This window comes from Rhodococcus sp. NPDC058521 (assembly GCF_042719695.1).
GTDB lineage: Bacteria > Actinomycetota > Actinomycetes > Mycobacteriales > Mycobacteriaceae > Rhodococcus_F.
In genome coordinates this window covers 38,950-65,064 of sequence record NZ_JBHXNL010000004.1, presented here as the reverse complement: position 1 = coordinate 65,064, position 26,115 = coordinate 38,950, and the positions used below count along the sequence as shown (strand labels likewise).

At 65.4% G+C, this 26,115-nt stretch carries 23 protein-coding genes and 1 tRNA gene; 16 read left to right on the top strand and 8 right to left on the bottom strand.

Annotation, left to right across the window (positions count from 1 at the left end):
* The first annotated feature begins 237 nt into the window (after positions 1-237).
* From ACFWO3_RS08495 to ACFWO3_RS08475, 5 genes are all read left to right on the top strand, one after another.
* Positions 238-1,266 carry a helix-turn-helix transcriptional regulator gene (locus tag ACFWO3_RS08495; RefSeq protein ID WP_378576648.1) on the top strand — a complete coding sequence of 343 codons (1,029 nt, stop codon included), beginning with the start codon at positions 238-240 and terminating at the stop codon, positions 1,264-1,266.
* 151 nt (positions 1,267-1,417) lie between these two features.
* On the top strand, positions 1,418-2,521 hold the full coding sequence (locus ACFWO3_RS08490) for a hypothetical protein (protein ID WP_378576058.1): 1,104 nt from the start codon (positions 1,418-1,420) through the stop codon (positions 2,519-2,521).
* Positions 2,522-2,746: 225 nt separating this feature from the next.
* Complete coding sequence (locus ACFWO3_RS08485; protein WP_378576646.1) at positions 2,747-4,198, top strand: TIGR02677 family protein; 1,452 nt, start codon at positions 2,747-2,749, stop codon at positions 4,196-4,198.
* Positions 4,195-5,550: a TIGR02678 family protein gene (locus ACFWO3_RS08480; protein ID WP_378576055.1), complete on the top strand. Its 1,356-nt coding sequence runs from the start codon at positions 4,195-4,197 to the stop codon at positions 5,548-5,550. The genes ACFWO3_RS08485 and ACFWO3_RS08480 overlap by 4 nt, the downstream gene beginning before the upstream one ends.
* Positions 5,547-9,707: a TIGR02680 family protein gene (locus tag ACFWO3_RS08475; protein ID WP_378576052.1), complete on the top strand. Its 4,161-nt coding sequence runs from the start codon at positions 5,547-5,549 to the stop codon at positions 9,705-9,707. The genes ACFWO3_RS08480 and ACFWO3_RS08475 overlap by 4 nt, the downstream gene beginning before the upstream one ends.
* Before the next feature lie 27 nt (positions 9,708-9,734).
* Here ACFWO3_RS08475 and mshC read toward each other — a convergent pair whose 3' ends face one another.
* From mshC to ACFWO3_RS08450, 5 genes are all read right to left on the bottom strand, one after another.
* The gene (gene mshC / locus ACFWO3_RS08470) at positions 9,735-10,979 is read right to left on the bottom strand and encodes a cysteine--1-D-myo-inosityl 2-amino-2-deoxy-alpha-D-glucopyranoside ligase (RefSeq protein ID WP_378576049.1); all 1,245 of its coding nucleotides are present in this window, start codon (positions 10,977-10,979) and stop codon (positions 9,735-9,737) included.
* 45 nt (positions 10,980-11,024) lie between these two features.
* Positions 11,025-11,834, bottom strand: a complete 810-nt coding sequence (locus ACFWO3_RS08465; protein WP_378576046.1) for an SCO1664 family protein — start codon at positions 11,832-11,834, stop codon at positions 11,025-11,027.
* A gap of 3 nt (positions 11,835-11,837) precedes the next feature.
* A complete protein-coding gene (locus tag ACFWO3_RS08460) occupies positions 11,838-12,434 on the bottom strand; it encodes a DUF3090 domain-containing protein (RefSeq protein WP_378576043.1) in 597 nt (198 codons plus the stop codon).
* A gap of 93 nt (positions 12,435-12,527) precedes the next feature.
* On the bottom strand, positions 12,528-13,214 hold the full coding sequence (locus ACFWO3_RS08455; protein WP_378576040.1) for a histidine phosphatase family protein: 687 nt from the start codon (positions 13,212-13,214) through the stop codon (positions 12,528-12,530).
* A 33-nt stretch (positions 13,215-13,247) separates the two neighbouring features.
* Positions 13,248-14,093 carry an undecaprenyl-diphosphate phosphatase gene (locus tag ACFWO3_RS08450; RefSeq protein ID WP_378576036.1) on the bottom strand — a complete coding sequence of 282 codons (846 nt, stop codon included), beginning with the start codon at positions 14,091-14,093 and terminating at the stop codon, positions 13,248-13,250.
* 200 nt (positions 14,094-14,293) lie between these two features.
* Here ACFWO3_RS08450 and ACFWO3_RS08445 point away from each other — a divergent pair, with 200 nt between their 5' ends.
* From ACFWO3_RS08445 to ACFWO3_RS08425, 5 genes are all read left to right on the top strand, one after another.
* A complete protein-coding gene (locus ACFWO3_RS08445) occupies positions 14,294-15,214 on the top strand; it encodes an aldo/keto reductase (protein ID WP_378576033.1) in 921 nt (306 codons plus the stop codon).
* 78 nt (positions 15,215-15,292) lie between these two features.
* The gene (locus ACFWO3_RS08440; protein WP_378576030.1) at positions 15,293-15,979 is read left to right on the top strand and encodes a heme oxygenase (biliverdin-producing); all 687 of its coding nucleotides are present in this window, start codon (positions 15,293-15,295) and stop codon (positions 15,977-15,979) included.
* The gene (locus ACFWO3_RS08435; RefSeq protein ID WP_378576027.1) at positions 15,976-16,989 is read left to right on the top strand and encodes a hemin ABC transporter substrate-binding protein; all 1,014 of its coding nucleotides are present in this window, start codon (positions 15,976-15,978) and stop codon (positions 16,987-16,989) included. Before ACFWO3_RS08440 ends, ACFWO3_RS08435 begins: the two co-directional genes overlap by 4 nt.
* 68 nt (positions 16,990-17,057) lie before the next feature.
* Complete coding sequence (locus ACFWO3_RS08430) at positions 17,058-18,056, top strand: FecCD family ABC transporter permease (RefSeq protein WP_378576643.1); 999 nt, start codon at positions 17,058-17,060, stop codon at positions 18,054-18,056.
* A 17-nt stretch (positions 18,057-18,073) separates the two neighbouring features.
* Positions 18,074-18,916 carry a heme ABC transporter ATP-binding protein gene (locus ACFWO3_RS08425; protein ID WP_378576025.1) on the top strand — a complete coding sequence of 281 codons (843 nt, stop codon included), beginning with the start codon at positions 18,074-18,076 and terminating at the stop codon, positions 18,914-18,916.
* Here the strand turns inward: ACFWO3_RS08425 and ACFWO3_RS08420 are convergent.
* A complete protein-coding gene (locus ACFWO3_RS08420) occupies positions 18,913-19,254 on the bottom strand; it encodes a hypothetical protein (RefSeq protein ID WP_378576022.1) in 342 nt (113 codons plus the stop codon). The two genes, ACFWO3_RS08425 and ACFWO3_RS08420, sit on opposite strands and share 4 nt — an antisense overlap.
* A 152-nt stretch (positions 19,255-19,406) precedes the next feature.
* Between ACFWO3_RS08420 and ACFWO3_RS08415 the strand changes: the two genes are divergently transcribed.
* Genes ACFWO3_RS08415 through ACFWO3_RS08405 form a run of 3 tightly spaced genes read left to right on the top strand, consistent with a single transcriptional unit; the run spans position 19,407 to position 21,761 of the window.
* Entirely contained in the window at positions 19,407-20,417 is a 1,011-nt protein-coding gene (locus tag ACFWO3_RS08415) for a YncE family protein (RefSeq protein ID WP_378576019.1), read from the top strand.
* Entirely contained in the window at positions 20,414-20,680 is a 267-nt protein-coding gene (locus tag ACFWO3_RS08410) for a DUF5703 family protein (protein WP_378576016.1), read from the top strand. The genes ACFWO3_RS08415 and ACFWO3_RS08410 overlap by 4 nt, the downstream gene beginning before the upstream one ends.
* A 10-nt stretch (positions 20,681-20,690) precedes the next feature.
* Complete coding sequence (locus tag ACFWO3_RS08405) at positions 20,691-21,761, top strand: quinone-dependent dihydroorotate dehydrogenase (protein ID WP_378576014.1); 1,071 nt, start codon at positions 20,691-20,693, stop codon at positions 21,759-21,761.
* A gap of 66 nt (positions 21,762-21,827) precedes the next feature.
* Here the strand turns inward: ACFWO3_RS08405 and ACFWO3_RS08400 are convergent, their stop codons facing one another.
* The gene (locus tag ACFWO3_RS08400) at positions 21,828-22,358 is read right to left on the bottom strand and encodes a YbhB/YbcL family Raf kinase inhibitor-like protein (protein WP_378576012.1); all 531 of its coding nucleotides are present in this window, start codon (positions 22,356-22,358) and stop codon (positions 21,828-21,830) included.
* Between the two features lie 34 nt (positions 22,359-22,392).
* The gene (locus tag ACFWO3_RS08395; RefSeq protein WP_378576009.1) at positions 22,393-23,745 is read right to left on the bottom strand and encodes a M20/M25/M40 family metallo-hydrolase; all 1,353 of its coding nucleotides are present in this window, start codon (positions 23,743-23,745) and stop codon (positions 22,393-22,395) included.
* A 189-nt stretch (positions 23,746-23,934) separates the two neighbouring features.
* Between ACFWO3_RS08395 and ACFWO3_RS08390 the strand changes: the two genes are divergently transcribed.
* From ACFWO3_RS08390 to ACFWO3_RS08380, 3 genes are all read left to right on the top strand, one after another.
* A tRNA-Leu gene (locus ACFWO3_RS08390) sits at positions 23,935-24,020 on the top strand.
* Positions 24,021-24,126: 106 nt separating this feature from the next.
* Positions 24,127-25,611 carry an SDR family NAD(P)-dependent oxidoreductase gene (locus ACFWO3_RS08385; RefSeq protein WP_378576006.1) on the top strand — a complete coding sequence of 495 codons (1,485 nt, stop codon included), beginning with the start codon at positions 24,127-24,129 and terminating at the stop codon, positions 25,609-25,611.
* Between the two features lie 91 nt (positions 25,612-25,702).
* Positions 25,703-26,107, top strand: a complete 405-nt coding sequence (locus ACFWO3_RS08380; RefSeq protein ID WP_378576004.1) for a DUF2784 domain-containing protein — start codon at positions 25,703-25,705, stop codon at positions 26,105-26,107.
* Positions 26,108-26,115 lie beyond the last annotated feature (8 nt).

Genomic DNA, 26,115 nt, shown 5'->3' with positions numbered 1-26,115 from the left:
GTCTCTGGGGTCGTCAACCACGCACAGTGGCGCGGCCCTCGGCTCGAGGATTTCGAGAAGTACGTCGTCGTGACCGGGACGGGCTCGGTTTCGTAACGATCCGCATCTGGAGCGTGATTCGGATTATTCTCTAATTCCGTCTGTCACCGATTTTGCTACCATGACCATGTGCCAACCGACCGAAATCAGACGACCGTTCCGAAGCCAGAGCGCGACATCGACCTCTACCGGCGGTCGATGGCCGCCTTACGTGCCGCACTCCCCCCGGGTTGGACGCTGGAGTCGGGTAAGGCCCGCTCCCTCGCCGACGCCCCTGAGCGTTTGCTGATCTCCTCCCCCGAGGGCGAAACTGCGTCTTTCTCGGTAATCGCCGCTCGTGGCGTACTCGCCGGCGACGCGGCACGGTTCGCGGACGCGGTGTCCGACGCCGATCGGGGATTCGTGTGTGCGCGCTACCTCTCGGGGCCTGTTCGCAAACAGCTCGACGCAAAGGGACTCTCCTACGCGGATGCGACAGGTAACACGTCGGTGTTCGCCGACCGGCCGGCGATCTGGGTCCGCGATCGAGGCGCGGATGCCGACCCGTGGCGCGGACCGGGACGGCCCGCAGCCCAACTCACCGGCGACCCGGCAGCGCGGGTCGTGCGCGCTCTCGCCGACCACTCGGGAGAACTGTCGGTTCCACAACTCATTCGACTCAGCGGCGCCTCCACGGGCGCGACTTATCGAGTGGTGGAAACCTTGGCCGAACGTGACCTGATCGAGCGTCTTCCACGTGGTCCCATCACGAGCGTCCGATGGAAGGACATGTTGCGGGCGTGGAGCTCGGACGTCCGATTCCGCGACTGCCCGTCGGTCGGCTACTTCGCTCCCGACGGAGTGGAGTCGGTTCTCGAAAGGTTGTCGGCCCATGCAGACCTTCTGTATGCGATCACCGGGACCGTCGCGGCCGCCCACTGGACCGAGCAGGCACCCAGTCGCCTTCTGCAGATCTACGCGGACAACTGCGAAGAACTCGCGTCCGCCCTGGGTTTGCGGATCGTCGAGGACGGCGCGAACGTCGTCGTCGCGACACCTCGCTCCCCCTCCGTATTCGACCGGACCGTCTTTCGCGGCGACGTCCGATTGACTTCGCCGACGCAGGCCTGCGCCGACCTACTGGGCGGCCGAGGCCGACATCCCGAGGAGGGCGAGCATCTCCTCACCTGGCTTGCGGACAACGAGACGCAATGGCGAGTTTCACTGCGAAACGACACGCCGAACTGACGACCGAATCCGGCGCCCGGTGACGGGGCCCACTCCGCAGACATCCGGGTATGTACGCTTGCGACTTACCAGAATCGCGGAACCGCAACGAAGCACGTAACCGCGTGGCGGCGAATGTGATCCGCATGCGGTCGGAGTAGGGGTAGTTGTAATGGCCATGGGAGTCGGGCTCAGGGTCGGCAGCGTCGTGTCGACTGCCGTAGTGGCGTCGAACGACCCGGGTTCACCCGACCCGATCGTCATCGTCCGAGACACGGTTCTGCACATGTGCGGCGACGGAAGCGCAGTGCTCGGCGGTTCCACGCCGGTCGGCGTGCCGGGTGGCACCCAGTCGGTGTCGGGTTTCCTTCCCCGCGTGGCAGATCCGGCAGGCATCACCACAAAGGACGGCTCGCTCTTCAGGGCCGAGGACATCGTCGCAGGCGCCATGCGCTGCCTCCTTCGTGAATGCGAACCGCTCCCCGACCATGGCGGCCGAACCGGTGGCGCACCGGACATCATGGCCACCTATCCCACCAAATGGGATGCCACAGCAGTGGACGCGTTGCGGGACGCACTCGACTTCGCGGACCTTTCGTACGTCTCCCTCATGTCCGATGCCGAGGCTGCGGCAGCCTGGTTCGAATCCGAGATCGCCGAGAAGCCGGGCAAACTCGTCGGCATCTACCACGTAGACGACACCGGAGCGACCGTTGCTCTGGTCCGTTCCGGTGTCGCGGCCGGTAAGGCGTTCAGGTTCGCCTCCACCGTCGAGTCCTCCCCCACGTCTCGTATCGCGACAGCGTTGGGAGCATTCGGGTGGCTGCCCGCGAACCTCGATGCGGTCGTCGTGACCGGTGACGGTCTCGTTGCCCGGGATTCGGCGGCGATCCAGGCGATCGCCGAGACGGTGGGAACGCGATTCGAGGTGCGGTGCGTCGTTGGTCCGGGACCCGAACAGACTGCTGCACTCGGAGCAGCCATCCGCGCAGCCGGATTCAACCCGACCACCCACCGCGTCACACCGATCGGCCTGCCGCCTTCGTACGACGTCACCGAAGTGATCGACGCGGTCGCTCACGAGGAACGTGTCATGGCCCGCGACGCTGTAGGCCGTTCCGAGGAACCCCCAGCAGAAGAACTGCCCTCTCCGACCACCGACGACGAAACGCCCGGGAAGAAGCGTCGGCGGCGCCTGTTTCGCACCGTTGCCGGCATTGCGACCGGCGCGATCGCCCTCCTTCTCGGCATTGCATACGTCGTGTACGGCCTCTGAAACGGGCGAACACCGGTAACCACCTCAACGGTGGATCGCACCATGCGACATATTCAGTATATTCCACAGTTCCGTCCGAGTCCGATTCTTTGTACGGTTCGGCCCGGTGGTGCCGTCAGCGGACCGAGCAACGCTTAACCTGTCACGGTGACCGATTTCGCCGATACCGCCGAGTGGGCGTTTCCCTCCGGGCAACCCACCGACTCCCCGGCCGTGGACGACAGGCTGAAACTGTTCACCTTCGCCACAGCGGAGAAGCGTGCGGAATACCTCTGGGTGCTGCGTGCCTTCGACAACGCACGCGCGAACTATGTGGTCCTACTCCATGCCGCCGACGTGTCGCGCATCCTCGAGAAGATCTCGGCAGACGACCCGGCCGCGCGCCTCTCCCCCGCCGAGGTGACTCCGCTGCTCGAGCAGCTGCATGTCTGGGAGGTCCTCGAACGCAGTTACGACGGCACGCGTGCGGCCACCCTCGCCGAGTACCGGAACCGGAATTTCGTCTACCAGTTCAGCCAGGCCGGATACCAGGTCTTCCGCGCTGTCGAAGGAGTCCTCGCCGCACGCACCGACGAGGCATCCCTGTCGCGGTTGGCGCTCCCCGATCTGCTCGCGGACATGAAGGACCTGGCAGCCGCGAACCGTCGAGGTGATGCCGATGCGGTGTACCGAAAGCTGGGCCGTCTCGACGCAACCCTTTCAGGGATGGCCACGCGCGCATCGCACTTCTATCTGACGCTCGGCGATCTGGTTCGCACCACCGACATCACACCGGAGTCGTTCCTGTCGCACAAGGACGCGCTCCTCACGCACATGCGGGAGTTCAACTCGGACCTGGCGAGGTACACGCCGCGAATCGCCGAAGCCATCGTCACCGTCGAGACCACGGGGACGGATTCGATGATCCGCCTGGCTGCGACATCCGACGAGCGTGTGCTTCTCTCCTTCGACCAGCGGGTCGAAGACTGGCGGGCGAGATGGACGGGTGTCACCAACTGGTTCGTCACGGAACCCGCACGTCGCAGCGAATCCGAGCGACTCGGCGACGGCACCATGAGTGCCATCGCAGCCGTCCTGGCCCTTCTTCGGCGAGTGACCGAGACCCGCAAAGGCGGGGTCAGCCGAGAGAGCCAGCTGCGGCACCTCGGCGGCTGGTTCGCTGCCGCACCTTCGGAAGCCGCCGCTCATGCACTCTTCGACGCCGTCTTCGATCTCGGTAAACCTCGTCATCTTTCGGTCATGCACCCGGACTCGGACGTCATACCGGATTCACGATCGTGGTGGGACGCGCCGCCCATCGAAATTTCGCGAACACTGGCCGAGACCGGACGTCCACCTTCGCCAGGTCTGCCCGCACGCGTCCAACGCAACGACGGCAGTGTGCGACGTCTGCGCGAAGAACAGCTCGACCGTCAACGTGCTCGTGCCGCCGCAGCACGGTCACTTGCCGACGGTGACGCGTACGGACGGGTGCTGGGAAACGCCGAGACCGACGTGCTCCTGAGCCTGCTCAACATCGCACTCACGTCACGAGTTCCGGTGAGCGGCCGCGTCGACGGTGCCACAGGCTCGGAGAACGGAGTCAAGCTGACACTGAGCCCGCACCACGAGTCGACCACGGTGCACACGGAGCGAGGGCGACTGCTCCTCGACGGAATGAAGGTGACCATACGATGAGGGCGGAAGAGATTCCGTCTCTGACACTCGATTCCTACCAACGTGCGGCCCGGCTCGTTCTCACGAATCACCTGATCACCCGCTCGTACCCGGATCGTCTTGCGCTGCCACTGATTCGCAGGTGGGCAACCGATCTGCGCGACGATCTGCACGAGTTGTTCGGGTACCGACTCGACGTCACCGAGACCACGGCACGGCTGTTCACTCCAACGGACCGACTCGATCCGGAGTCACCGGCGAAGACTGCGTCCGACCGCACTTTCGACCGGAGTCGATATGCTTACCTCGCATTGTCGCTGGCCGCGCTCGGCCGGTCCGGCAGCCAGATCACGTTGTCGGAGCTGGCCGATCACGTCGCCGCGTCTGCCGCTCAGATCGACGGAGTCGAATTGTCCACCGAACGTGCCTCGGACCGTGATGCATTCGTCGATGCGGTCGGGTGGCTGGCGATGCGCGGAGCGATAGCCCTCACCGACGGTGATGCGAGCGGTTGGGCAGCCGACCCCGAGTCCGGAGAGGCGCTGTACGACATCGACCGCGGTGTGGTGGTTGCACTGTTCCGACCACCGCGTGCCCTTCAACATCTTCGTTCCGTGCAGGGTCTGCTCGCCGAGCGCAGCGGCGACACAGTCGAGGTCGGACGGCGGGTGCGGCGAATGCTCGCCTCCCGACCCGTCGTGTACGCCGCCGGTCTGGACGACGAGGAGCGGCTGCAGCTGGCAATTCCCCGCACCACGAAAGAGGTCGAACTCCTGACCGGGCTGGTCGCCGAGCGCCGCGCCGAAGGAGTCGCGATGATCGACACCTCCGCCCGCATGTCGGACCTCCGCTTTCCCGGTACCGGAACCGTGTCACAGGTAGCCCTGCTGCTCGCGGGCGAGATCGCCGACCGCGTGCTGGACCCGGACGCCCCGGTCCCGGAGCACCTGCCACTACCCGAGCAGTTCGGATCGACGCTCGTCGAGGAACTCGACCGTGCGATTCCCGAGAGCGGAATCGCCGACGAACTCGTCGACGACACGGATTCGGCAGGTTCGGACACGAACCCCAGAGACCCGGACGAGAGCCCGCACGAGTTCCCGCTGATCGAAGATGCGTGGGTGGACACCACCCTGCAGAGCCTCGTCGAGCGGTACGGCAGGACGTTCGCCGCAGCATGGCAGGCCGACCCGGTCGGGCTGGGGCGGGCGGCGCTCGCTCTCCTCGAACGCCTCGATCTGGTGGTACCGGTGACCGGCGGCTACCTGATTCTGCCTGCGCTCGCCCGTTACCGAGGCGTGGTCGCCACCATCCGCGAGCGCACACCCGAGATCGACTTGTTCCCGAGCACCAGTGAGGACACCACGGCATGAGCAGCACCCGTTTTCGGCCGACCCGTGCCGGCATCATCAATCTGTGGGACTACCGCGATCAGGAATTCTCGTTCGCCGACGGACGTCTGGTGCTGCGCGGGCCCAACGGATCAGGCAAGACGAAGGCACTCGAAGTCCTCTTTCCGTTCGTCTTCGACGGCCGGATCGAACCGCGTCGACTCAACCCGTTCGCAGGCGAAGAACGCACGATGAAGTCCAACCTCCTCTACCGGGGGCAGGAGAGCGCGTACTCCTATGTGTGGATGGAGTTCTGCCGCGGGTTGAAGGAAGATCCGGAAGCAGTCACCGTGGGGATCGGGATGCGTGCGAGCCGCACCAACGACAAGGTGACGCGTTGGTACTTCGTCGCCGACGGCCGGGTGGGCGTCGACTTCTCGCTTCTCGGTGACGACGACCGCCCCTTCACCAAGAAGCAACTGGCCGAGCAGATCGGAACGGATTCGATCGAGGATCGCCCCGTCGATTATCGCGCCGCGATCGACGCCCGTCTCTTCGGTCTCGGCGCAGAACGTTACGACCAGCTCATCAACCTCATCCTGACCCTGCGTCGACCGCAGCTCGCGAAGAACCTCGATCCCAAAGGTCTCTCGCAAGCTCTCACCGACGGCCTACGTCCCCTCGACGAACAGCTCGTCCTGGAGGCGGCTCGATCGTTCAGCGACATGGAAGAGGTCGGGCGGGCTCTCGAGAGTCTGACGGCGGCGGACGAAGCGGTGCACGGCTTCGTGGGTGTCTACTCCCGCTACCTCGAGCTGCAAGCCAAGTCCGATGTCGACCAGCTGTCCGCGCGCCTCGATTCCGTGACGCGCTGTTGCGAGGTTCTGAAAGCAGCTGTCGCCGAACGTGAGCGCGCACAGTCGGCGCGTGTCGCCGCCGAAGAAGGCTTCGCCCTGGCAGAACGTGAACTCGACCAGGCCAATGCCAATCTCGATGCACTGACCCGGTCCACGGCCTACGAAGGACGCACCCAACTCGACGACCTGACCCAGGCGGTCGCAACCCTCGAGCGTTCGACGGCGGGGCAAGTCGACAAGGCATCCAAGGCTGCAACGACTCTCGAACAACGCACCGAGGAGTCGGCTCGTGCCCAGGAGGTGGTTACCCGTACCGCCGAAGCCCTCGCACTGGCGGAAGACGAGCTGCAGGCAGCCGCGGAGGACGCCGGAATCACGTGGACTGCGTTGCCAGACACCAGTCGTTCCGACCAACTGACGAACGCACTTCGCGGACATGCCGAGGAGCGACACGGCGACATCAGAGCAGTCCGCACCGCTTCCGCGGCCGCCGAAAAGGCCACTGCCGCACGCGAACGGGCCGCAGAGAGCGCCCGCAGGAGCCGCGATCTACACGAGTCGGCTCGGACCGCGACGGTCGAGGCCGAGGCAGCCGTCGAAGTCGCCCGCGGCAAGTGCGGGGTGGATCTGCGCGCATGGTGGACGAAGAACTCGGAGCTGCTTTCCGGCCTCGGTGTCGCGGACACGCTCTTCGACGAACTCGACACCGCACTGTCCAAGTTCGGTGAGGACGATGCCGACTCGTTGACCGATGTGTTCAGTCGATCGATCGCCGATGCAGTGGAAACGGTTCGGGCACGCCGCCAGGATGCGGCCGCGGAGATCGCCTCGACGGAATCGGCTCTCACGGAACTGAAAGCAACCAGAAAGTCCGTTGCTGCCGAACACGAAGATGCGCCGCCGCAACCGTTGTCCCGAACAGGATCACGCGACGGGCTGAGCGGTGCACCATTGTGGCGTCTCGTGCGATTCGCCGACGGGCTCGACCCGCGGACGGCGGCGTCGGTCGAGGCTGCCCTGCAGGCATCGAATCTGCTCGATGCCTGGATCACCGACGACGTCGCGGCGGTTGCCGCTGCCGATTCCGAGCAGTACCTGACTTCGTTGCCGACGGACGATCGTCCGGATGGTCCCACGCTGAGCGACGTACTCGATGCCGAACCCGATGCGGGAGTTTCGGAGTCGCTGATCGTGGAGGTTCTCGCCTCGATCGCCTGGGATCGATCGATCGACGACGGTCCCACCCCTTCGGTGGATGCTCAGGGCGGATTCCGCCAGGGTGTGCTGCGCGGGCGGCACGCGAAGGCCGAGGCGGAATACATAGGAGCCACGGCTCGCGAACGCCGCAGGAACGCTCGCATCGCTGAACTCGACGAATCGATCGCGACGACCGAGGCCGCGCTCACGCGGCTCCGCACCGAGGAAATCGAAGCACGTGAAGTGCTGACCAAGGTGACGAGCCTCGGCCGAGAACTACCCTCCACCAAGAACGTTCGGAAAGCACTCGTCGCGGTCACCGAATCCGCAGGCGTGCTTCGCAGCAGGTCCGAGGCGGCCGCTCTCTCCGAACAGGAGCACGACCAGGCCATAGCCGATGTGACCGCGAAGGAGAAGCAGCTTCGCGCCACAGCGGTGAAGCACCGGACACCGCACAGTGCGCGAGATATCGACTCGCTCGCAGCCGCAGTACGACACTTCGAACAGCGCGGCGACTTCGTTCTGCGATTCCGACGTGATCGTGCGCGCGACATCGAGCACGCATCGGAAGCCCACGATCGCCTCACCGAGGCTCGTTACACCGCGGAAGAGTTCGCCGAAGAAGCCGCGATCGCCCAGGAATCCCTTGCACAGCAGGCCCAACGCCTGCACACCCTGCGTGAGGCGCTCGGGGCCGGCGCAGCGCAGATCGACGCGCAACTCGACGAAGCACATGCCCGCATCGAGTCGTGCAAGAAGAAGCAGCGTGACGCCCGCAAGGCAGACAAGGACGCAGGCGAAGCCATCGGCAAGGCCGAGGGCGCACACACCGCCGCGGTTTCCGCGTTGCGCGTCGCTCTCACCGAGACGCACAACGACGCTGCGCGCCTTGCTCCGTACGCTCAGCGAGAACTTCTGGAACTCCTCGGTGTCGCGACCGAGCACGCCTGGCCGGCGAGTTCCGCTGCCTGGCTGACCGTGGACCAACTCGTGTATCGCCTGCAGGAGTCGGACGAGGACACCACCGTTCTCCCGGCGGATGTTCTGTCGCTTCATCAAGCTCTTGCCGCTGCGACCGCGGCAGTTCGCGGCGGAGAGTCCGCGCGCAAGTCGACGCGATCCGCACTTACCACCGCACTTCAGGAGTTCGAGGCACGCCTGTCGGCGACCGGACAGGACTACAGATTGCATTGGGACGCACCGGACGGCGTCACTGTCGTTCGGGTTCGGGACGACGAGGGTTGGTCTTCGGTCTGCCGGTTCGCATCTCGAATCTCTGCTGCCCGTGAGCATCAGGAACTCTTGCTCACCGACGCCGAACGCCGAATCCTCGAGGACGCACTACTGACCGGTTTGGCGCAACAGATCCACGAACGCACCGTCGACGCTCGCGAGCTGATCGCAAGGATGGGCACCGAGATGCGGGAGCGGCGGATGTCCTCCGGCAGCACCGTCGGTGTGCACTGGGTTCTCGCGGACAATCTGGACGAGAGTGTGCGTGCGGTGTCGAAGTTGCTCGAACGCGACTCGTCGGCGCTGGGCCCGGACGAGCTCGCCACCATGCGAGCCCATTTCGCCACCCAGATCAGGACTGCCCGCGCCGCGCACCCCGAGCGCTCGTATCCGGAGATCCTCTCCGCCGCACTCGATTACCGACGCTGGCGGGTGTTCTCGTTCACTCTGGTCGGTGCGGACGGCAGCGAGGACCGGCTGACGGTCGCGCGGCACAGTGCACTGTCCGGTGGTGAACAGTCGGTGTCACTGCACCTACCTCTGTTCGCCGCAGCGCACGTGATGCTCGACTCCGCGGATCCGCACGCGCCACGACTGTTGGCCCTCGACGAAGCATTCGCCGGTGTCGACGACAACGGTCGGGCCGAGTTGCTCGGCCTCAGTGTCCAGTTCGACCTGGATCTGTTCATGACCGGATACGACCTGTGGATCACCTATCCGGGCGTACCGGGCTGTGCGCACTACGATTTGGCGCACTCGTCGGCCGAGCAGAGCGTCAGCGCGGCCCTACTCGTCTGGACCGACGGGGAGTTGCTCGCAGAACACGACGGCTCCGACCTTGCGGCCGCACTCGGGTCGCCCCTGCGCCGCCGCGCTCTCACATCGACGGAGGACGCGTTCGAGTTCGTGTGAACAGGCGCAGCGCGGCGGGAGCGCCGATCAGCCCAGTAGGTCGATCCCCAACAGCGCGTCCACCGCTGCGGCGAACAATCCGGGTGCTTCGGCGTCGGAGCCACCGTCCTCGACCGCACGGCGCGCCCATCCGTCCAGCGCGTCGATGGCCTTGGGGGTATCCAAGTCATCGGCCAGATGCTGACGCAATCGCCCGACGGTGTCCTCCGCGGACTGAGCCGAAGACAACGACGCAGCCTTTCGCCACAGGTCGAGCCTCGCCTCCGCATCCGCGAGCACCTGGTCGGTCCAGGCCCGATCCTGTCGGTAGTGACCGAACAGCAGACCGAGACGGATCGCGGCGGGATCGACCTGTTCGCCGCGCAACTTCGACACGAACACGAGGTTCCCGCGGCTCTTCGACATCTTCTCGCCGTCGAGGCCGATCATGCCGGTGTGTACGTAATGCCGCGCGAAGCGTCGCTCCCCCGTCACCGACTCCGCATGCGCAGAAGAGAACTCGTGGTGCGGGAAGATCAGATCGCTGCCACCACCCTGCACGTCGAATCCGCTGCCGATGCGGTTGAGGGCGATCGCCGCGCACTCGATGTGCCACCCGGGCCGTCCCTCACCGAACGGTGAAGGCCACTTCGGTTCTCCGGGACGAGCAGCACGCCACACCAGGGCGTCCAACGGGTCGCGCTTGCAAGGCCGTTCCGGGTCGCCACCGCGCTCGGCGAAGAAGGTGGACATCGTCTCGAGGTCGTAGCCCGATTCGTAACCGAACTGCTCGTTGGCATCGACCCGGAAGTAGACGTCCGGGTACTCGGGATCGTCGACGACGTAGGCCGCTCCGGAGGCCACCAACTTCTCGACGAGTTCCACGACCTCCCCGACCGACTCGACTGCCCCGACATAGTCACGGGGCGGCAGGACACGCAGTGCCTCCATGTCCTCACGGAACAGTGCGGTCTCGCGCATACCGAGCACCACCCAGTCCTCACCGTCCCGCTCGGCCCGCTCGAAGAGCGGATCGTCCACATCGGTCACGTTCTGGACGTAATGGACGTCGTGGCCGGCGTCACGCCAGACGCGATTCACCAGATCGAACGTCAGGTAGGTGGCCGCATGGCCCAGATGCGTCGCGTCGTACGGCGTGATACCGCAGACGTACATGGTCGCCGTCGGGCCGGGAACCACCGGTCGAACCTGCCGATCGGCGGTGTCGTACAACCGCAGCGGCGGCCCCTGACCGGGTACCGAAGGGACAGCGATGTCGGACCAAGACTGCATGCATCCGAGAGTAATGGAGAGCGCGGTAGGTGCAGCTGCCGCCTGTCAGAATGCCGGCCAAGGAATGGGGCGACTCCCGTTCGGCCGTGGCATCGTCGGCGCTTCGACGAGCGCGCCGGCCCGTTCACGCAGTGCAGCCACCTCGGTGGGTGTGATGTGTTCGGCCAGTCGTTCCCCGAACTCCTCGCCGAGGGTGTCCACGAGTTCGGCTATGTCCGACACCAACGCACCGGGAACCTCTCGGCCTGCCCAACCCCACAGCACTGTCCGCAACTTGTTCTCCGAGTGGAGGCAGATCCCGTGGTCGACGCCGTACACCGACCCGTCGAGACCCTCGAGCGCATGGCCGCCCTTGCGGTCCGCGTTGTTGATCAGAATGTCGAGCACCGCCATACGCTGCAGTCTGGGATCGTCTGCGTGAATCAGCGCGACGTTCGAGCCTTCCATGTCGGTGGCGTGCAGGATCTCGAAGAACCCGGGCGGTACCTCGTCGGCCGGACAGATGTCGACCAGATCGAGGCCCACGATGTCGTCCGAGGGCAGGTCCGCGCCGTGCCGGTCCGGGGTGTCGATCCAACGCTGCACCATGCCGGGACCGAACGGGCCGTCACGAAGAATCGTTCGGGGTATCACTCCCCAACCGAGTTGCTCGGAGACCAGGTACGAGGCGCATTCACGCCCAGCCAGGGTCCCGTCCGGAAAGTCCCATAACGGCTGCTCACCCCGCACCGGCTTGTAGACACATCGAACGGTCTCCTCATCCGACGTCGCGTCACACACCAGAGTGGCGTTGCTCGCGTGCGTGATCTGCCCGATGAGCGTCAGCTCACCCTCTCGGAGTGCATCGACGGGCAACCGTCACTCCTCTTCGTCCACATCGGGCGTGAGCAGTCCGAAACTCTGTCCCCTGCGATATCCGTTGGTTCGAATGCACATGTGGCCTTCCGGTGCCAGCGGCTCGCCACACAGTGGGCACGGTGCTCGACCGGCCGCGATGACCCGCTCCGAACGCAACGAGAACTCCCGTGCCTGTATCGGGGTGAGAAACACCCGCACGGCGTCCGGCCCCTCCTCCGAATCGTCCAGGACCACGGACTCGTCGAACTCCGTCTCGCTGACGGCCAGCAGCTCGACGACCACGGCTTCGGCGTCCGCATCCCAACCGAGGCCCATCGTTCCCACTCGGAACTCCGCATCGATCGGAGTCACCAGGGGGCTGGAATCGCCGATCTCACCGCCTTCGGGAGGCACATCCGTGCCGAACCGGCGATGAACCTCCTCGAGCAACAGACCCATCCGGTCCGCGAGTACCTGGACCTGCTGCTTCTCCAACAGGACACTCACCACCCGGGCTTCGTGCACCGCTTGCAGGTAGAAGGAACGGTCACCAGGCTGCCCGACCGTGCCCGCAATGAATCGATCGGGGGTGCGGAATACGTGTATCGCGCGGGACATTGCACCTCCTTCGGTTGAAGCCGGACTCGGCCGAGACCGTGCCCGCTCTCCTGTTTCTCATTATCCGTCAACACTCATGGTCAATAGTCACAGTCAGACCTCTCCGCCGGGCACCGATCGGGACACCACGCGTCCGTCGTTCTTCGGTGCTTCGACGGCCAGGCCGGAAAGATCGCCACCGGTGTCGTTCATACGGAGTACGAACGGGCGGGTGTCCGTGTAGCGAACGACGCTTATGGATGCCGGTTCCGCCACGATTCGCTGGAACCCGTCGAGGTGGGAGCCGAGCGCGTCGGCAAGGATCGACTTGATGACGTCACCGTGGCTGCATGCCACCCACACCACGTCGCCGCCGTGTTCGCGCGCCAACCGGGCGTCGTGCTCGCGCACGCCCGCAACGGCCCGCGACTGAACGTGCGCCAGCCCCTCGCCACCTGGAAACACCGCCGCGGATGCGTGCTGCTGCACGACCTTCCACAGCGGCTCCTTCACCAGATCCTTCAGCTCACGGCCGGTCCACTCGCCGTAATCGACCTCGACCAACCGGTCGTCGACCTCGACGGTCAGCTCTCGGTCGAGGGCAAGCGGCTCCACCGTCTGCTCGCAACGCAGCAGTGGCGATCGAACGATTGCCGCCAACGGGATCCCCGCAAGGCGGTCGACAACCGAACGCGACTGTTGCCGGCCGCGGTCGTCGAGCGCGACGCCAGTGGTGTGGCCCGCCAGAGTGGCGGCGGTGTTGGCCGTCGACCGACCGTGACGAAGTAAGACCACTGTCATGTGCCCAGCCTAAACTCGAGGCCGCACGCCCGGTCAGGTTGCCGAGACGACACCGGTCGCAAGGAGCGCCATCACGATCAGACCGAGACCGATGCGGTACCCGACGAACCAGTACATCGAGTGGTCGACCACGAACTTCAGCAACCAGGCGATCGATGCGTAGCCGACAGCGAAGGCGATGATCGTGGCGACCAGAAGCTGAGGACCACTGGCGTTGAGTCCGGCCCCAGCGGGCTCGAACGCGTCGGGGAGACTGAAGAGGCCCGACGCAACCACTGCGGGAATCGCCAGGAGGAACGAGTACCTGGCGGCCGCCTCACGGGTGAGCCCCAGGAACAGGCCCGCACTGATCGTGCCGCCGGATCGCGAAACACCGGGAATGAGAGCGAGCGCCTGCGCCGAACCCATGATGATGCCGTCGCGCGCGTTCAGCTGCTCGAGCGGACGGACCTTGCGCCCGTAATACTCGGCCGCTGCGATCACGAGTGCGAAGACGATCAGCATGGTGGCGATCAGCCAGAGGTTGCGTGCGCCTGTGCGGATCTGATCCTTGAACAGGAAGCCGAGCACACCCACGGGAATGGTGCCGATGATCACGTACCAGCCCATGCGGTAGTCGAGATCACTTCGGTGCTCGGCGTGCAGCAGTCCCCGAAACCAAGCCACGACGATCCGGGCGATGTCGCGGGCGAAGAAGATGAGGACCGCAAGTTCGGTACCCAACTGCGTCACCGCAGTGAAGGATGCGCCCGCGTCGTCACCGAAGAAGATCCCGGAGACGATGCGGAGGTGTCCGGACGAGGACACCGGCAAGAACTCGGTCAACCCCTGAACGGCTCCCAACACGATCGCCTGAAGCCAGGTCATCGCCTCACCCATTACTCACTCACCTTCGCGGGGCCCGTTCCGACACAGGAGTCGATGTCCACCGAATCCATGTCCGTTTCGGTTGTTTCCCGCCAATCATCCGCGTCGAGTTCACAATTCACCGGCGCCACGGTACCGGGAAGTGAAGTTCAACGATCAACTCGGCGTGGCATGGGCGAGCGCCCATGTCTGCACCACTACTCTGCCGGGTTATGGAACTGAGAACGGTGGGAGCGAGTGGACTCCGGGTATCGAGGCTCGGGCTCGGTACTCTGACGTGGGGCCGCGACACCGATGGAGACGAAGCGGCAGCACAGATCTCGGCATTCGCGGACGCCGGCGGCACGCTGGTCGACAGCTCACCCGCGTACGGAGACGGTGCGGCACAGCGGATCCTCGCCGAACTGCTCGGCGACGTCGTGCCGCGCGAGCAGTTGGTCGTCAGCTCGAGTGCAGGGATCGGCGGAGGTCGCATCGACTGCTCGCGCCGCGGTCTGCTCGCGCAACTCGACACGACCCTGCGTGACCTCGGAACCGACTACCTCGATGTGTGGCAGGTCGCTACCTGGGATCCGGCGACCCCCGTCGACGAGATCGCGGCCACCCTCGACCACGCGGTTGCGAGTGGGCGCGTTCGGTACGTCGGCGCCCGTGGATACCTGGGATGGCAACTCGCGACTGCGGCGGCCGCCGCCCGAGACACCACGCTGGTCTCGACCCAGGTCGAGTACTCGTTGCTGGCGCGCGGCGTCGAAGAGGAACTCGTACCGGCTGCCGTCCACCACGGCATCGGGGTTTTCGCAGCAGTGCCCCTCGCCGGCGGCGTTCTCACCGGAAAGTATCGAAACGGCGTCCCCGTCGACTCCCGTGGAGCGGACGAGGCTCACGCCGACCGGGTGCGGGGATACCTCGGCGACGCCTCGACCCGCGTCGTCGATGCCGTGGTCACCGCCGCGGACGGACTCGGCACCTCTCCCCTGGCAGTTGCACTCGCCTGGGTACGCGACAGGCCGGGTGTGGCCAGTGCCGTCGTGGGCGCACGCGACATTGCCCAGCTGACCGGTGTCCTCGTGGCCGAGGAACTGCAGCTGCCGCCAGCTATCAGCGCTGCGCTCGACGACGTCAGCGCCTAGGCGTCCCACACCCGAGACAGGTCAGGCTAACCTGGTACGCGGCACCGTCATCGAGGTACCGCACATGTGAGGAGCAGCATGACCAGTCAGATTCGGGCGTCCGAGCGTCGGGACGGAGTGGCTGGGTTCGCCCAGCGCCTCCGAACGGACACGGACGTCGCTCACCGCGAGACCGAGCAGTCCAGGTTCGTGAGCGCCCTCCTCGACGGCAAATTGTCCTCGGACGGCTACGCCGAACTGCTCGCGCAGTCGTATCTCGTGTACGCGAAGCTCGAAGAAGCGGGCCGCATCCACGCCGACGACGCACTGGTCGCACCGTTTCTGTCCGAGGAGTTGCTTCGCGTCCCCTCACTCGAAGCAGATCTGCGGTTCCTTCGCGGCCCCGAATGGCGGGCATCCGTACGACCGTTGCCGGCCACCGAGCGGTACCTGGCACGTCTCGACGAGGTCGCGTTCGACTGGCCACCCGGATTCGTCGCACACCATTACATTCGGTATCTCGGTGATCTCTCGGGTGGACAGATCATTCGCCGAATGCTCGAGCGCGCCTATGGCTACAAGACGGACGGTCTCCGGTTCTACATCTTCGAGGGGATACCCAAACCGAAACCCTTCAAGGATTCCTATCGCGCGAAGCTCGACACTGCGCCGCTGTCCGAGCACGACCAGCAGCGTGTGATCGACGAGGTGAACGTGGCGTATCGCTTGAACGGGCAGTTGTTCGCGGATCTGGAAGCCGACATGGATAGGTACTTCGTCGAATGAGGTGGCGCATCGCAACCGCTGCAGTCGTGGCGGTGGTGGGGCTGTTCGGTGTCAGCGCATGTGCCTCGGGCGCAGATCGCAACCCGGACTCGTCGGGCCCGCACACCGCTGCACTGGCGGACCCGAACCCCCAACCCGTTGCCGATCGACCCACGCCGACGTTGCCGGCCACCGTCCGCAGCTTCGACGGCGCCGAAGTGACCGTCGACGACGCAAGTCGTATCGTCACCGCCGACCGATACGGCACGCTCACCGAGACCGTCTTCGCGCTCGGCCTCGGACACAACGTCGTCGGTCGTGACATCTCCTCCGATTTTCCTGCCGCAGAGGATGTTCCGGTGGTGACGCCGGGTGGACAGTCCCTCAACACGGAGGCGATTCTCGATCTCGCTCCCACGGTCGTCCTGACGGACACGAGCATCGGCCCCAAGGGTGTTCAGGATCAATTGCGCGAGGCCGGAATCCCGGTGGTGTTCTTCGATCCCGCGCGCACTCTCGAAGGTGTCTCCCCGCAGATCGAAGCCGTTGCGGCGGCACTCGGGGTCCCCGATGCCGGGCGAGAACTGGCCGCGCGAACGGACACGGAGATAGCCGCCGCGCACGATCGAATCCCCGAGGGCACCGATCCACCTAAGATCGCATTCCTGTACATGCGCGGAACGGCTCTCACCATGATGGGTGGGCCCGGATCCGGCGCGGATTCACTCATCGAGGCGCTCGGGGCGGTCGACGCCGGTACCGAGTCCGGTCTCACACAACAGTTCTCGCCGATCACCAGCGAGGCGATGATCGCCGCGGCCCCGGACGTCTTCCTCATGATGACCGGCGGACTCGAATCCATCGGCGGCATCGACGGGCTCGAGAAGATCCCCGGAATCGCGCAGACCCCGGCAGGTGAAAACCAGCGAGTCGTCGACATGGCGGACGGGGTCCTCCTCAGCTTCGGACCCAATACCGGCCGGGTCCTCGCCGCGCTCGCCGACGCCGTGTACCCGCCCGCGTCTACGTGAGCGTCGGCATAGATCTCGGCTCGGGCAACAGATCACGCAGCCGTGCAGCAGTCGTCATCGCCGGGCTCATGGTGGCCCTCGTGGTGTTTTCGGTTCTGTCGGCCTGCATCGGCCAGGTTCCGACCAGTCCGCTGGAAGTGATCGGAAGTGTCCTGCACCGCATCGGCTTCGATCTCGGTCCCGTCCCCGCACACCCGAGCGGTGAAGTCACCTTGTGGGAGGTTCGTTTCCCCAGGGTGGTTCTGGCCATCCTCGTGGGTGCGGCTCTCGGATGTGCGGGTGCGCTCTTGCAGGGCGTCTTCGCGAACCCGCTGGCCGAGCCCGGGGTCATCGGAGTCTCCGCGGGTGCGGCCGTCGGTGCGAGTGCGGCGTTCGTCGTGGCTGGAACCTTCGCTGCGGGGTGGTCCGTCGCGGCCGCCGCCTTCGCCGCCGGCCTTGTCACCACTGTCGGCGTCTATCTGCTGGCACGGCACGATGGCCGCACCGAGGTGGTCACCCTCGTGCTCACCGGTGTCGCCGTCAACGCGTTCGCGGGTGGACTCATCGCCTTCTTCACCTTCGTGGCCGACCCAGCCGCCCGCGATCAGATCGTGTTCTGGCAGCTGGGCAGCCTGAACGGTGCGGCCTGGAGTTCGGTGGCGGTGGTCGCACCGATGGCACTCGCCGGCATCGCCGTCACGACACTGATCGCGCCGAAGCTGGACTTGCTGGCGCTCGGTGAGAATGCCGCACGTCATCTGGGCCTCGACGTGGAGCGCCTCCGACTGGTCGCCGTTCTCCTCGTGGCGATTCTGGTGTCCTCGAGTGTGGCGTTCACAGGAATCATCTTGTTCGTCGGTCTCGTCGTGCCGCATCTGATGCGCATCGCGGTCGGACCGGCCCACCGCATCTTGATACCGGCCAGCGCGCTGTGCGGTGCGCTGGTTCTGCTGCTGGCGGATCTCGGTGCCCGCACCCTCGTCCAGAACGCCGACCTGCCGCTGGGCATGCTGACCGCACTGGTCGGTGGCCCGTTCTTCTTCTGGTTGCTCCGTCGTACCCGAGCGAGCCAGGGAGGTTGGGCGTGAAGGGAGGCTGGCGACGGATGTTCTCCACACGCCGCGCAGGAGGACAGCCAGGGGCGACGGATATCGGTGCGGTCACCCTGCGCGCCGTGGGAGTCGGTGTCGAACTCGGTTCTCGCAAGATTCTCGAGGACGTGTCGGTGAGCGTCCGGGCGGGTGAAGTTCTCGTTCTGGTCGGGCCGAACGGTGCCGGCAAATCCACCCTTCTTGCTGCGCTGTCCGGTGACCGGGCCGTGGACGCAGGATGGGTCGAGCTCAGTGATCGTCCGCTGTCGGGATGGTCGCACCTCGAGATGGCGCAACGCAGGTCCGTCCTGCCACAACAGCACACGGTGGGCTTCTCCTTCACGGCGCGGCAGGTAGTCACGATGGGACGCTCGCCATGGGCGCGCACCGATCGGGCCGACGAGGACTCCGCCGTGATCGAACAAGCCATGCGGACCTGTGACGTCGAAAGATTCGCCGACCGACCGTTCACGGCACTGTCCGGCGGCGAACGCGCCCGTGTCGCACTCGCCCGCGTCCTCGCTCAACAGACCGAAACGATTCTCCTCGACGAACCCACCGCAGCGCTCGACCTCGCTCATCAGGAGACGGTGATGACCGTCGCACGTGAGAGCGCCGCCCACGGCAATGCCGTCGTCGTGGTGCTCCACGACCTCGCGCTCGCCGCCGCCTACGCGGACCGCATCGTGGTACTCGAGAAGGGGCACGTCGTTGCCGACGGGCCACCCGACGAGGTCCTGTCGGAGACGCTGCTCACCGCGGTCTACGGCCATCCGGTGGAGGTCATGCCGCATCCTCGAACCGGTGCGACCCTTGTCGTTCCCAAACGCGACCGATCCTCGTCCGGCAGCGACTAGAGGCCGAACCTGTCGAGAACCGCACGCACCGTGGACCCTTCCTCGCGGTCCTGGCCGCCGGGGCCGATCACCGGATCCGCAACGGCGTCCCGGACGACTGCGACAACACTGCGTTCGTCACCCAGGTCGATCTCGGTGACCGAGCGCCGCACCTCCGCGATCACATCCTCGCGACCGGGCACGAACTGCCCGGCTCGGTGCCGATAGACCTCGGCGACCAGGGTTCGACCGCGAACTCGAAACGCGTACGGCCGACCGTCGTCGGTGGTGCCGAAACCGTGTGCGTGCGCGCCGGTGGAGATGTATTCGACTGTGAACTGGGAACCGAATCGTTCCACGGACCTCTCCTCGTTTACGGCGGTGCTCGACCGCGTGAACCGCCAACACGGTAGCCGAAATCGCCGCTATCGCGAGTCGCCTGCGTCGGCGTTGCGCCCATCAGGGATGCTGATGAGGTCGAAACGTCTGCCTGAATCCGAGGGAGCACTACATGGAACGTCCGGGAAAGCGTGTGGTTGCCGCACTCGTCGGATCGGCATTGCTGCTGGCGGCGGGTTGTTCCTCGGGCGACGACCCGGACAAGATTCAGACGATCGACAAGGCAACGGCCGCCGAGTCTCCGCCTCTGACGACCACCCCGGCAGGCGACGTCGCCGCCCTGCCCTTCGCTGTGACATCGACCACGATCGACCCGATCACCCAGACGTTGATCGTGACGGGAGACGACGGGAATCGGATCGAGCTGCTCGGGACCGATCCCGCTGCCCCACCACGAGAGGTGAGCACGGAACACCCGGTTCGACAGGTCACACCCGTCGGCGACGGAACAGCACTCCTTGCCATGAACGGACAGGTGGGACGTCTGGATCTTCGCACCGCCGAGGTCACCTCCACCCCGGTCGACGGTGACGTTCTCACAGTGTCACAGCTCGAAGACGGGCGGATCCTCGCAGGTACCGACAACGGGACCATCGATGTCGTCGACCCGGAGACGTCGGATACGCGCACCGTCACCGGCCTCGCGTCGGTCGACGCGCTGGCGGTGGTCGGCGACACCGTCACCGCCCTCGACCGGAAGCAGACCTCGGTGACCGATATCGACATCGACGGGGAATCACTCGGGGCGGCTTTGCGCGCGGGCGAAGGCGCACACTCGCTCGCGACGGACTCCTTCGGACGCATTCTCGTGACGGACACTCCCGGAGACGAATTGCTGGTCTACACCACCGATTCCCTGACTTTGCGTCAGCGATTCCCGGTCGGCCCTGCGCCGGTCGGCGTGGCCTTCGACGAGACCACCGGCACCGTATGGGTGACGCTGTCCGGCACCAACGAAGTGGTCGGCTTCGAGCTGTCGTCCGGTGTGGGAGTCGAGACGGCGAGGTTCCCGACCGTCCGCCAGCCGAACTCGATCGCAGTCGATTCCGGAACGGGCGTTGTCTTCGTCGGTTCCGCGGCAGGCGAGGGCCTGCAACGTATCCCCACCAGGACTGCGCCGTGACGACGCCACAGCCGTTGCCGCCGTCGACTTCGCGGTTGCCCAAAGGCTGGGCAGTGGTCGCGCAGGATTCCGAGGATGCGGAGTTCGTGCACCTTCGCCTTCCGCCGGAGGTGACACGCATCAGCGCAGCCCTGAGACTGTCGATCCACGCAGAATTCGGTGGTTGGAAACTCTCACGCGTCCGCCTGTACTCGGACGGAACCAGACGCGTTTTGCTCGAACGGCGTAAGACCACGCATCATGTTCCGGACCCGGGAATCTAGGGAGAACTACGTGTATCACCTGCTCTTGCGCTTGTTGTTCCTCGTTCCGCCGGAACGAATTCATCATCTGACGTTCGTCGTCATGCGATTCGCGGCCCGTGTGGCACCCGTGCGGTGGCTGATGTCCCGGGTACTCGTAGTCGACGACCCCGTACTTCGGTCCACGGTGTTCGGTGTCGACTTTCCGGCACCGCTCGGCCTGGCAGCCGGATTCGACAAGGACGCCACCGGAGTCGACGTCTGGGCGCCGCTGGGATTCGGGTTCGCCGAGATCGGCACGGTGACGGCGCAGGCCCAGCCCGGCAACCCCGCTCCCCGGCTGTTCCGCCTGCCTGCGGATCGCGCCCTCGTCAATCGGATGGGGTTCAACAACCACGGGGCCGGCCACGCCGCCAACTACCTGCGCCAACGGCGTGGCGGCGTCCCGATCGGCGCGAACATCGGCAAGACCAAGGTGGTTCCGGTCGAGGACGCAGGCGAGGACTACCGCCAGAGCGCCCGACTTCTCGGCCCACTCGCCGATTTCGTGGTCGTCAACGTGAGTTCACCCAACACGCCTGGCCTGCGAGATCTACAGGCCGTCTCATCGTTGCGACCACTGCTGCAGACCGTTCTGGACACGGTCAGCGTGCCCGTGCTGGTGAAGATCGCACCGGACCTCTCGGACGAGGACATCGAAGCCGTCGCGGACCTCGCCCTCGAACTCGGGCTCGCAGGAATCGTGGCGACCAACACGACCATCCGACGAGACGGACTTCTCACCCAACAACCGGACGTTGCCGCCATCGGTCCCGGCGGAGTGTCGGGCGCACCCGTCGCCGATCGCTCGATCGAAGTGCTGCGCCTGCTGCGGGCACGCGTCGGCGACCGAATCGCGTTGATCTCGGTCGGCGGAATCGAGACGGTGGATCAGGCGTGGGAGCGAATCCTCGCCGGCGCCGCCCTCGTACAGGGCTATACCGGCTTCATCTACGGCGGACCGTTCTGGATGCGTCGCATACACAAGGGGCTGGCGCGCAAGCTTCGTGAACGCGGCTACTCGTCGATCTCCGAGGCGGTGGGTGCCGGCGTCCAAGCCTGAAGGACCACACACGAGAACGGGGGTGGGCCGCGGTGTGCGGCCCACCCCCGTTTCACCGGAAGGTGCTCACTGTTCGTAGGTGCCGGTGAGGGTGGCGCGGGCGATCGCATGCGAGAAGAGATTGAACCCGAGGAATGCCGGGGTGGAGTCCGTGGTGACTCCTTCCAGCGTGTCCACGTCCACCGCGTGCACCGCCACGATGTACCGGTGCGGTCCGTGGCCCGCCGGCGGAGCAGCACCCAGGAATCGGTGAAGACCCCCGTCGTTCTTCAGCGTGATGGCCGGATGCGGGATTCCGGTGCCGCCGTCGTCACCGGCTCCGACGACGAGTGACGTCGTCGCAGCGGGAATGTTCGCCACGGCCCAGTGCCAGAATCCCGACGCCGTGGGCGCATCCGGGTCGAACATCGTCACGACGAAACTCTTCGTTTCGGGCGGGAATCCCGACCAGGACAGCTGCGGCGAGTTGTCGTGTCCGCCTGCACCGAAAATTCCGCTGACCTGCTCGACCTTCAGGGGCTTGCCCTCAGTGATGTCTTCCGACGTCAGATCGAACGTGGGCAACTTCGGAAGGTCCGCGTACGGATCGTGGGGCATACCGTTCCTCTCTCTCGGGGTCACATCTGTCGAATCAACTGTGCTTCAGGAGGTGTTCGAGCACCCGTGTGCCGAACTTTAGTGCGTCCACCGGAACGCGCTCGTCGACTCCATGGAACAGGGCACTGAAATCGAGGTCGGCCGGGAGTTGAAGGGGTGCGAACCCGAAGCACCGAATACCCAGCTTCGCAAAGGCTTTCGCGTCCGTGCCACCCGACAGCATGTAGGGGACGGTCCTCGCCTCGCTGTCGTTGGCGAGGATCGCGTCGTTCATGGCGTCGACGAGATGACCGTCGAACGTCGTTTCGTAGGAATCGAGCTTGGTGACCCATTCGCGAGTCACGTCCGGCCCGATGAGCTCGTCCACCGTCTTCTCGAACTCCGCTTGCCGTCCCGGCAGAATCCGGCAGTCGACGACCGCGTGCGCGGTCTGCGGAATCACGTTCGCCTTGTAACCGGCCTCGAGCATCGTCGGATTCACGGTGTCACGAAGTGTCGCGCCGATGATGTTGGCAATGCTGCCCAGCTTGGCGAGCGTTCCGTCCAGGTCCGGCGACGCCGGATCGAAGTCCAGACCGGTCTCGTTTCCGACCGCTTCGAGGAACTCCGCGACGGAGTCGGGCACGACGAGAGGGAAGCGGTGAGCGCCCAATCGTGCGACGGCCTGCGCCAGGATCGTCACTGCGTTGTCCTCGTGCAGAAACGAACCGTGTCCGGCTCTGCCCTTGGCGGTCAGACGCATCCAACCCAGGCCCTTCTCGGCCGTTTCGACGAGATACAGACGGCGCTCGCTGCCGTCGGGCTTGGGCACGGTGAGCGAGAAGCCACCCACCTCCCCCACTGCCTCGGTGACGCCCTCGAACAGATCGGGACGGTTCTCGACCAACCACTGACACCCGAACTTGCCGCCCGCCTCCTCGTCTGCGACGAACGCGAAGACGAGGTCACGCGGCGGTACGGTCCCTTCGGCCTTGAACTGACGGGCGACCGCCAGAATCATGCCGACCATGTCCTTCATGTCGATCGCGCCGCGGCCCCAGACGTAGCCGTCCTCCACGGCACCGGCGAACGGGTGGACCCGCCAGTCGGCCGGCTCGGCCGGAACGACGTCGAGGTGGCCGTGCAGCATGAGGGCTCCGCGACTGCTGTCCGCACCCTTCAACCGAGCGAAGACATTTCCGCGGCCCGGTGCGCCAGATTCGACGTACTCGGTTTCGTAGCCGACTTCCTGAAGTTGTGCGGCGACCCACTCCGCGCAATCACGTTCGCCCTTCGTGGTCGACGGATCGCCCGTATTCGAGGTGTCGAATCGGATCAACGAGCTGACGAGATCGACGATCTCGGCTTCGGCGCGGCAAGGACTTCGGTTGTTTTCCGTGGAAGACACCCCACTTTCCTACCACCGGCCAGTGGGAAACGCTCAGGTGAACCGCCACCTTTCGAATGCACCCCACGGTGCGATTTGGGCAGGGGCGGTTCATCGGTTAGTCTTTCTCGGCACCACGGAAACGGGCACGAAGTGTTCGGACGATGTGGTGTTCCGTGTCCTGGTCTTCCGTGCCCCGGTGCGGAGCAGGTCCGAGTGGCGGAATGGCAGACGCGCTAGCTTGAGGTGCTAGTGTCCTATTAACGGACGTGGGGGTTCAAGTCCCCCCTCGGACACGCTGAATTTCAGACAGCACTGATTTCAGGAAATTCTGAGTTGAGACAGACGAGAAGCCCCGGTTCCTTGGAACCGGGGCTTTCTTCGTGAGAGGGCGACACCCGCGTGGAAGAGCAACGACGCGTAGAACTGGACGAGCCGCGCACGGCCGCCGCCATCGACCCGGCCGATCTCGAGATCTGCCTGCGGGTGCTGGATCAGGCAGGGGCGCTCGACAAGGACGATCCGGACTCGATCACAGTGCAGCGGGCCGTCGGCCATCTCTTCAAGAAACTGAAGAAGCGCCGCCGTATCTCGGCTCGCAACGCGATCTCGGAAGCCGATCGACAGGTCGTTTCGGCAACCGCAACCGGCTCCCCCGATCGGATCGACGACGAAACTGCGGGCATTCTCCTCGAGTCGAAGATCGACGGTTCGGTCGCCGGAACGCTCATTCGCCCCCGCCCGTGCTACATCTGCAAACAGCGATACACCCGGGTCGATGCGTTCTATCACCAGTTGTGCCCGAAATGCGCGGCCCGCAGCCATGCGAAGCGTGATGCCCGCACAGACCTTACGGGCCGCCGCGCTCTCCTCACTGGTGGCCGCGCGAAGATCGGTATGTACATCGCCCTCCGCCTGCTCCGGGACGGTGCCCACACCACCATCACCACACGTTTTCCGAACGATGCCATTCGTCGCTTCACCGCGATGGAAGACAGTGCGCAGTGGTTGCACCGACTTCGGGTGGTCGGTATCGATCTCCGCGACCCGGCACAGGTCGTTGCGCTGGCGGAGTCGGTGGCAGAACAGGGGCCACTCGACATCCTGATCAACAATGCCGCACAGACCGTGCGGCGCTCCCCAGGTGCCTACAGCGCCCTCGCGGAGGCCGAGCGCGGTGCACTCCCTTCGGGTCAGCTTCCCGAGCTACTGACGTTCGGCAAGACCAATGACGCTCATCCGGCGGCGCTCGCCGGCTCGCTATCGGATGCCTCCGCCCTCGCATACGCTGCGATGACCCCCGAATCGATCAGCTCCCTCGCGATGGTCGCGAAATCGGCGTCCCCGGACCGGATCGAGCAGGGTCTGGCCATCGACGCCGGCGGGCTACTGCCGGATCTCGCCCACAGCAACAGTTGGGTCCAGACCGTCGAGGAAGTCGATCCGATCGAGCTCCTCGAAGTCCAACTCTGCAATTCCGTTGCGCCGTTCATCCTCGTCTCGAAGCTTCGGCCCGCCATGGCCGCGGCATCCGCCCGGCGCAAGTACGTCGTCAACGTCTCTGCGATGGAGGGTCAGTTCGGACGCGCCTACAAGGGGCCTGGACACCCGCACACCAACATGGCCAAGGCCGCACTGAACATGCTGACCCGCACCAGTGCCAAGGAAATGCTGGAAGACGGCATCCTGATGACAGCTGTCGACACTGGATGGATCACCGACGAACGTCCGCACCACACCAAGATGCGTCTCGCCGACGAAGGTTTCCATGCCCCGCTCGACCTGGTCGACGGCGCAGCCCGCGTGTACGACCCGATCGTGCAGGGCGAACTCGGGGTGGACCTGCACGGATGCTTCCTCAAGGATTACCAGCCGTCACCCTGGTGAACACCAGACGCAGACGATCCCGCATCCGCGCCTCTCGACGTAGTCTGAAACGAGACGGCATCTGGCCGTCACGGTCGAAGGTGGGGCGCGGATGCTCTATTCGGTGATTGCGGACGTCACGTTCGCGGCTCATCTCGCGTTCATCTCGTACGTCGTGGTCGGCGGGTTCGTCGCCTGGCGATTCCCTCGGACCCTCGCCGTTCACGTCGCTGCCGTCGCATGGGGATTCGGTGGCATCGTCTTCGGTTACGACTGCCCGCTCACCGCACTGGAAAGCTGGTCGCGGGTTCACGCAGGCGAAGCACCGCTACCGTCCACGGGCTTCATCGATCACTACCTCACCGGGGTCATCTACCCCGAATCCGCCATCGGTGTGGTTCAGGTGCTGACGGCGACGCTGGTCCTCACATCCTGGATCGGTCTCACCGTCCTTCACACCCGCGGGCACGGGCATTCGATACATCGCACCTCGAACGCCCGGGTTCGCCACATATAGGGTTGTTG

Excerpts from the sequence above, each read along its gene's own strand:
- ACFWO3_RS08400 (WP_378576012.1), bottom strand. The coding sequence starts at position 22,358 with ATGCCCCACGATCCGTACGCGGACCTTCCGAAGTTGCCCACGTTCGAT.
- ACFWO3_RS08475 (WP_378576052.1), top strand. The coding sequence starts at position 5,547 with ATGAGCAGCACCCGTTTTCGGCCGACCCGTGCCGGCATCATCAATCTG.
- ACFWO3_RS08450 (WP_378576036.1), bottom strand. The coding sequence starts at position 14,093 with ATGGGTGAGGCGATGACCTGGCTTCAGGCGATCGTGTTGGGAGCCGTT.
- ACFWO3_RS08455 (WP_378576040.1), bottom strand. The coding sequence starts at position 13,214 with ATGACAGTGGTCTTACTTCGTCACGGTCGGTCGACGGCCAACACCGCC.
- ACFWO3_RS08415 (WP_378576019.1), top strand. The coding sequence starts at position 19,407 with ATGGAACGTCCGGGAAAGCGTGTGGTTGCCGCACTCGTCGGATCGGCA.
- ACFWO3_RS08495 (WP_378576648.1), top strand. The coding sequence starts at position 238 with ATGGCCGCCTTACGTGCCGCACTCCCCCCGGGTTGGACGCTGGAGTCG.
- ACFWO3_RS08440 (WP_378576030.1), top strand. The coding sequence starts at position 15,293 with ATGACCAGTCAGATTCGGGCGTCCGAGCGTCGGGACGGAGTGGCTGGG.
- ACFWO3_RS08380 (WP_378576004.1), top strand. The coding sequence starts at position 25,703 with ATGCTCTATTCGGTGATTGCGGACGTCACGTTCGCGGCTCATCTCGCG.
- ACFWO3_RS08445 (WP_378576033.1), top strand. The coding sequence starts at position 14,294 with ATGGAACTGAGAACGGTGGGAGCGAGTGGACTCCGGGTATCGAGGCTC.
- ACFWO3_RS08460 (WP_378576043.1), bottom strand. The coding sequence starts at position 12,434 with ATGTCCCGCGCGATACACGTATTCCGCACCCCCGATCGATTCATTGCG.
- mshC (WP_378576049.1), bottom strand. The coding sequence starts at position 10,979 with ATGCAGTCTTGGTCCGACATCGCTGTCCCTTCGGTACCCGGTCAGGGG.
- ACFWO3_RS08490 (WP_378576058.1), top strand. The coding sequence starts at position 1,418 with ATGGCCATGGGAGTCGGGCTCAGGGTCGGCAGCGTCGTGTCGACTGCC.
- ACFWO3_RS08425 (WP_378576025.1), top strand. The coding sequence starts at position 18,074 with ATGTTCTCCACACGCCGCGCAGGAGGACAGCCAGGGGCGACGGATATC.
- ACFWO3_RS08480 (WP_378576055.1), top strand. The coding sequence starts at position 4,195 with ATGAGGGCGGAAGAGATTCCGTCTCTGACACTCGATTCCTACCAACGT.
- ACFWO3_RS08430 (WP_378576643.1), top strand. The coding sequence starts at position 17,058 with ATGGTGGCCCTCGTGGTGTTTTCGGTTCTGTCGGCCTGCATCGGCCAG.
- ACFWO3_RS08435 (WP_378576027.1), top strand. The coding sequence starts at position 15,976 with ATGAGGTGGCGCATCGCAACCGCTGCAGTCGTGGCGGTGGTGGGGCTG.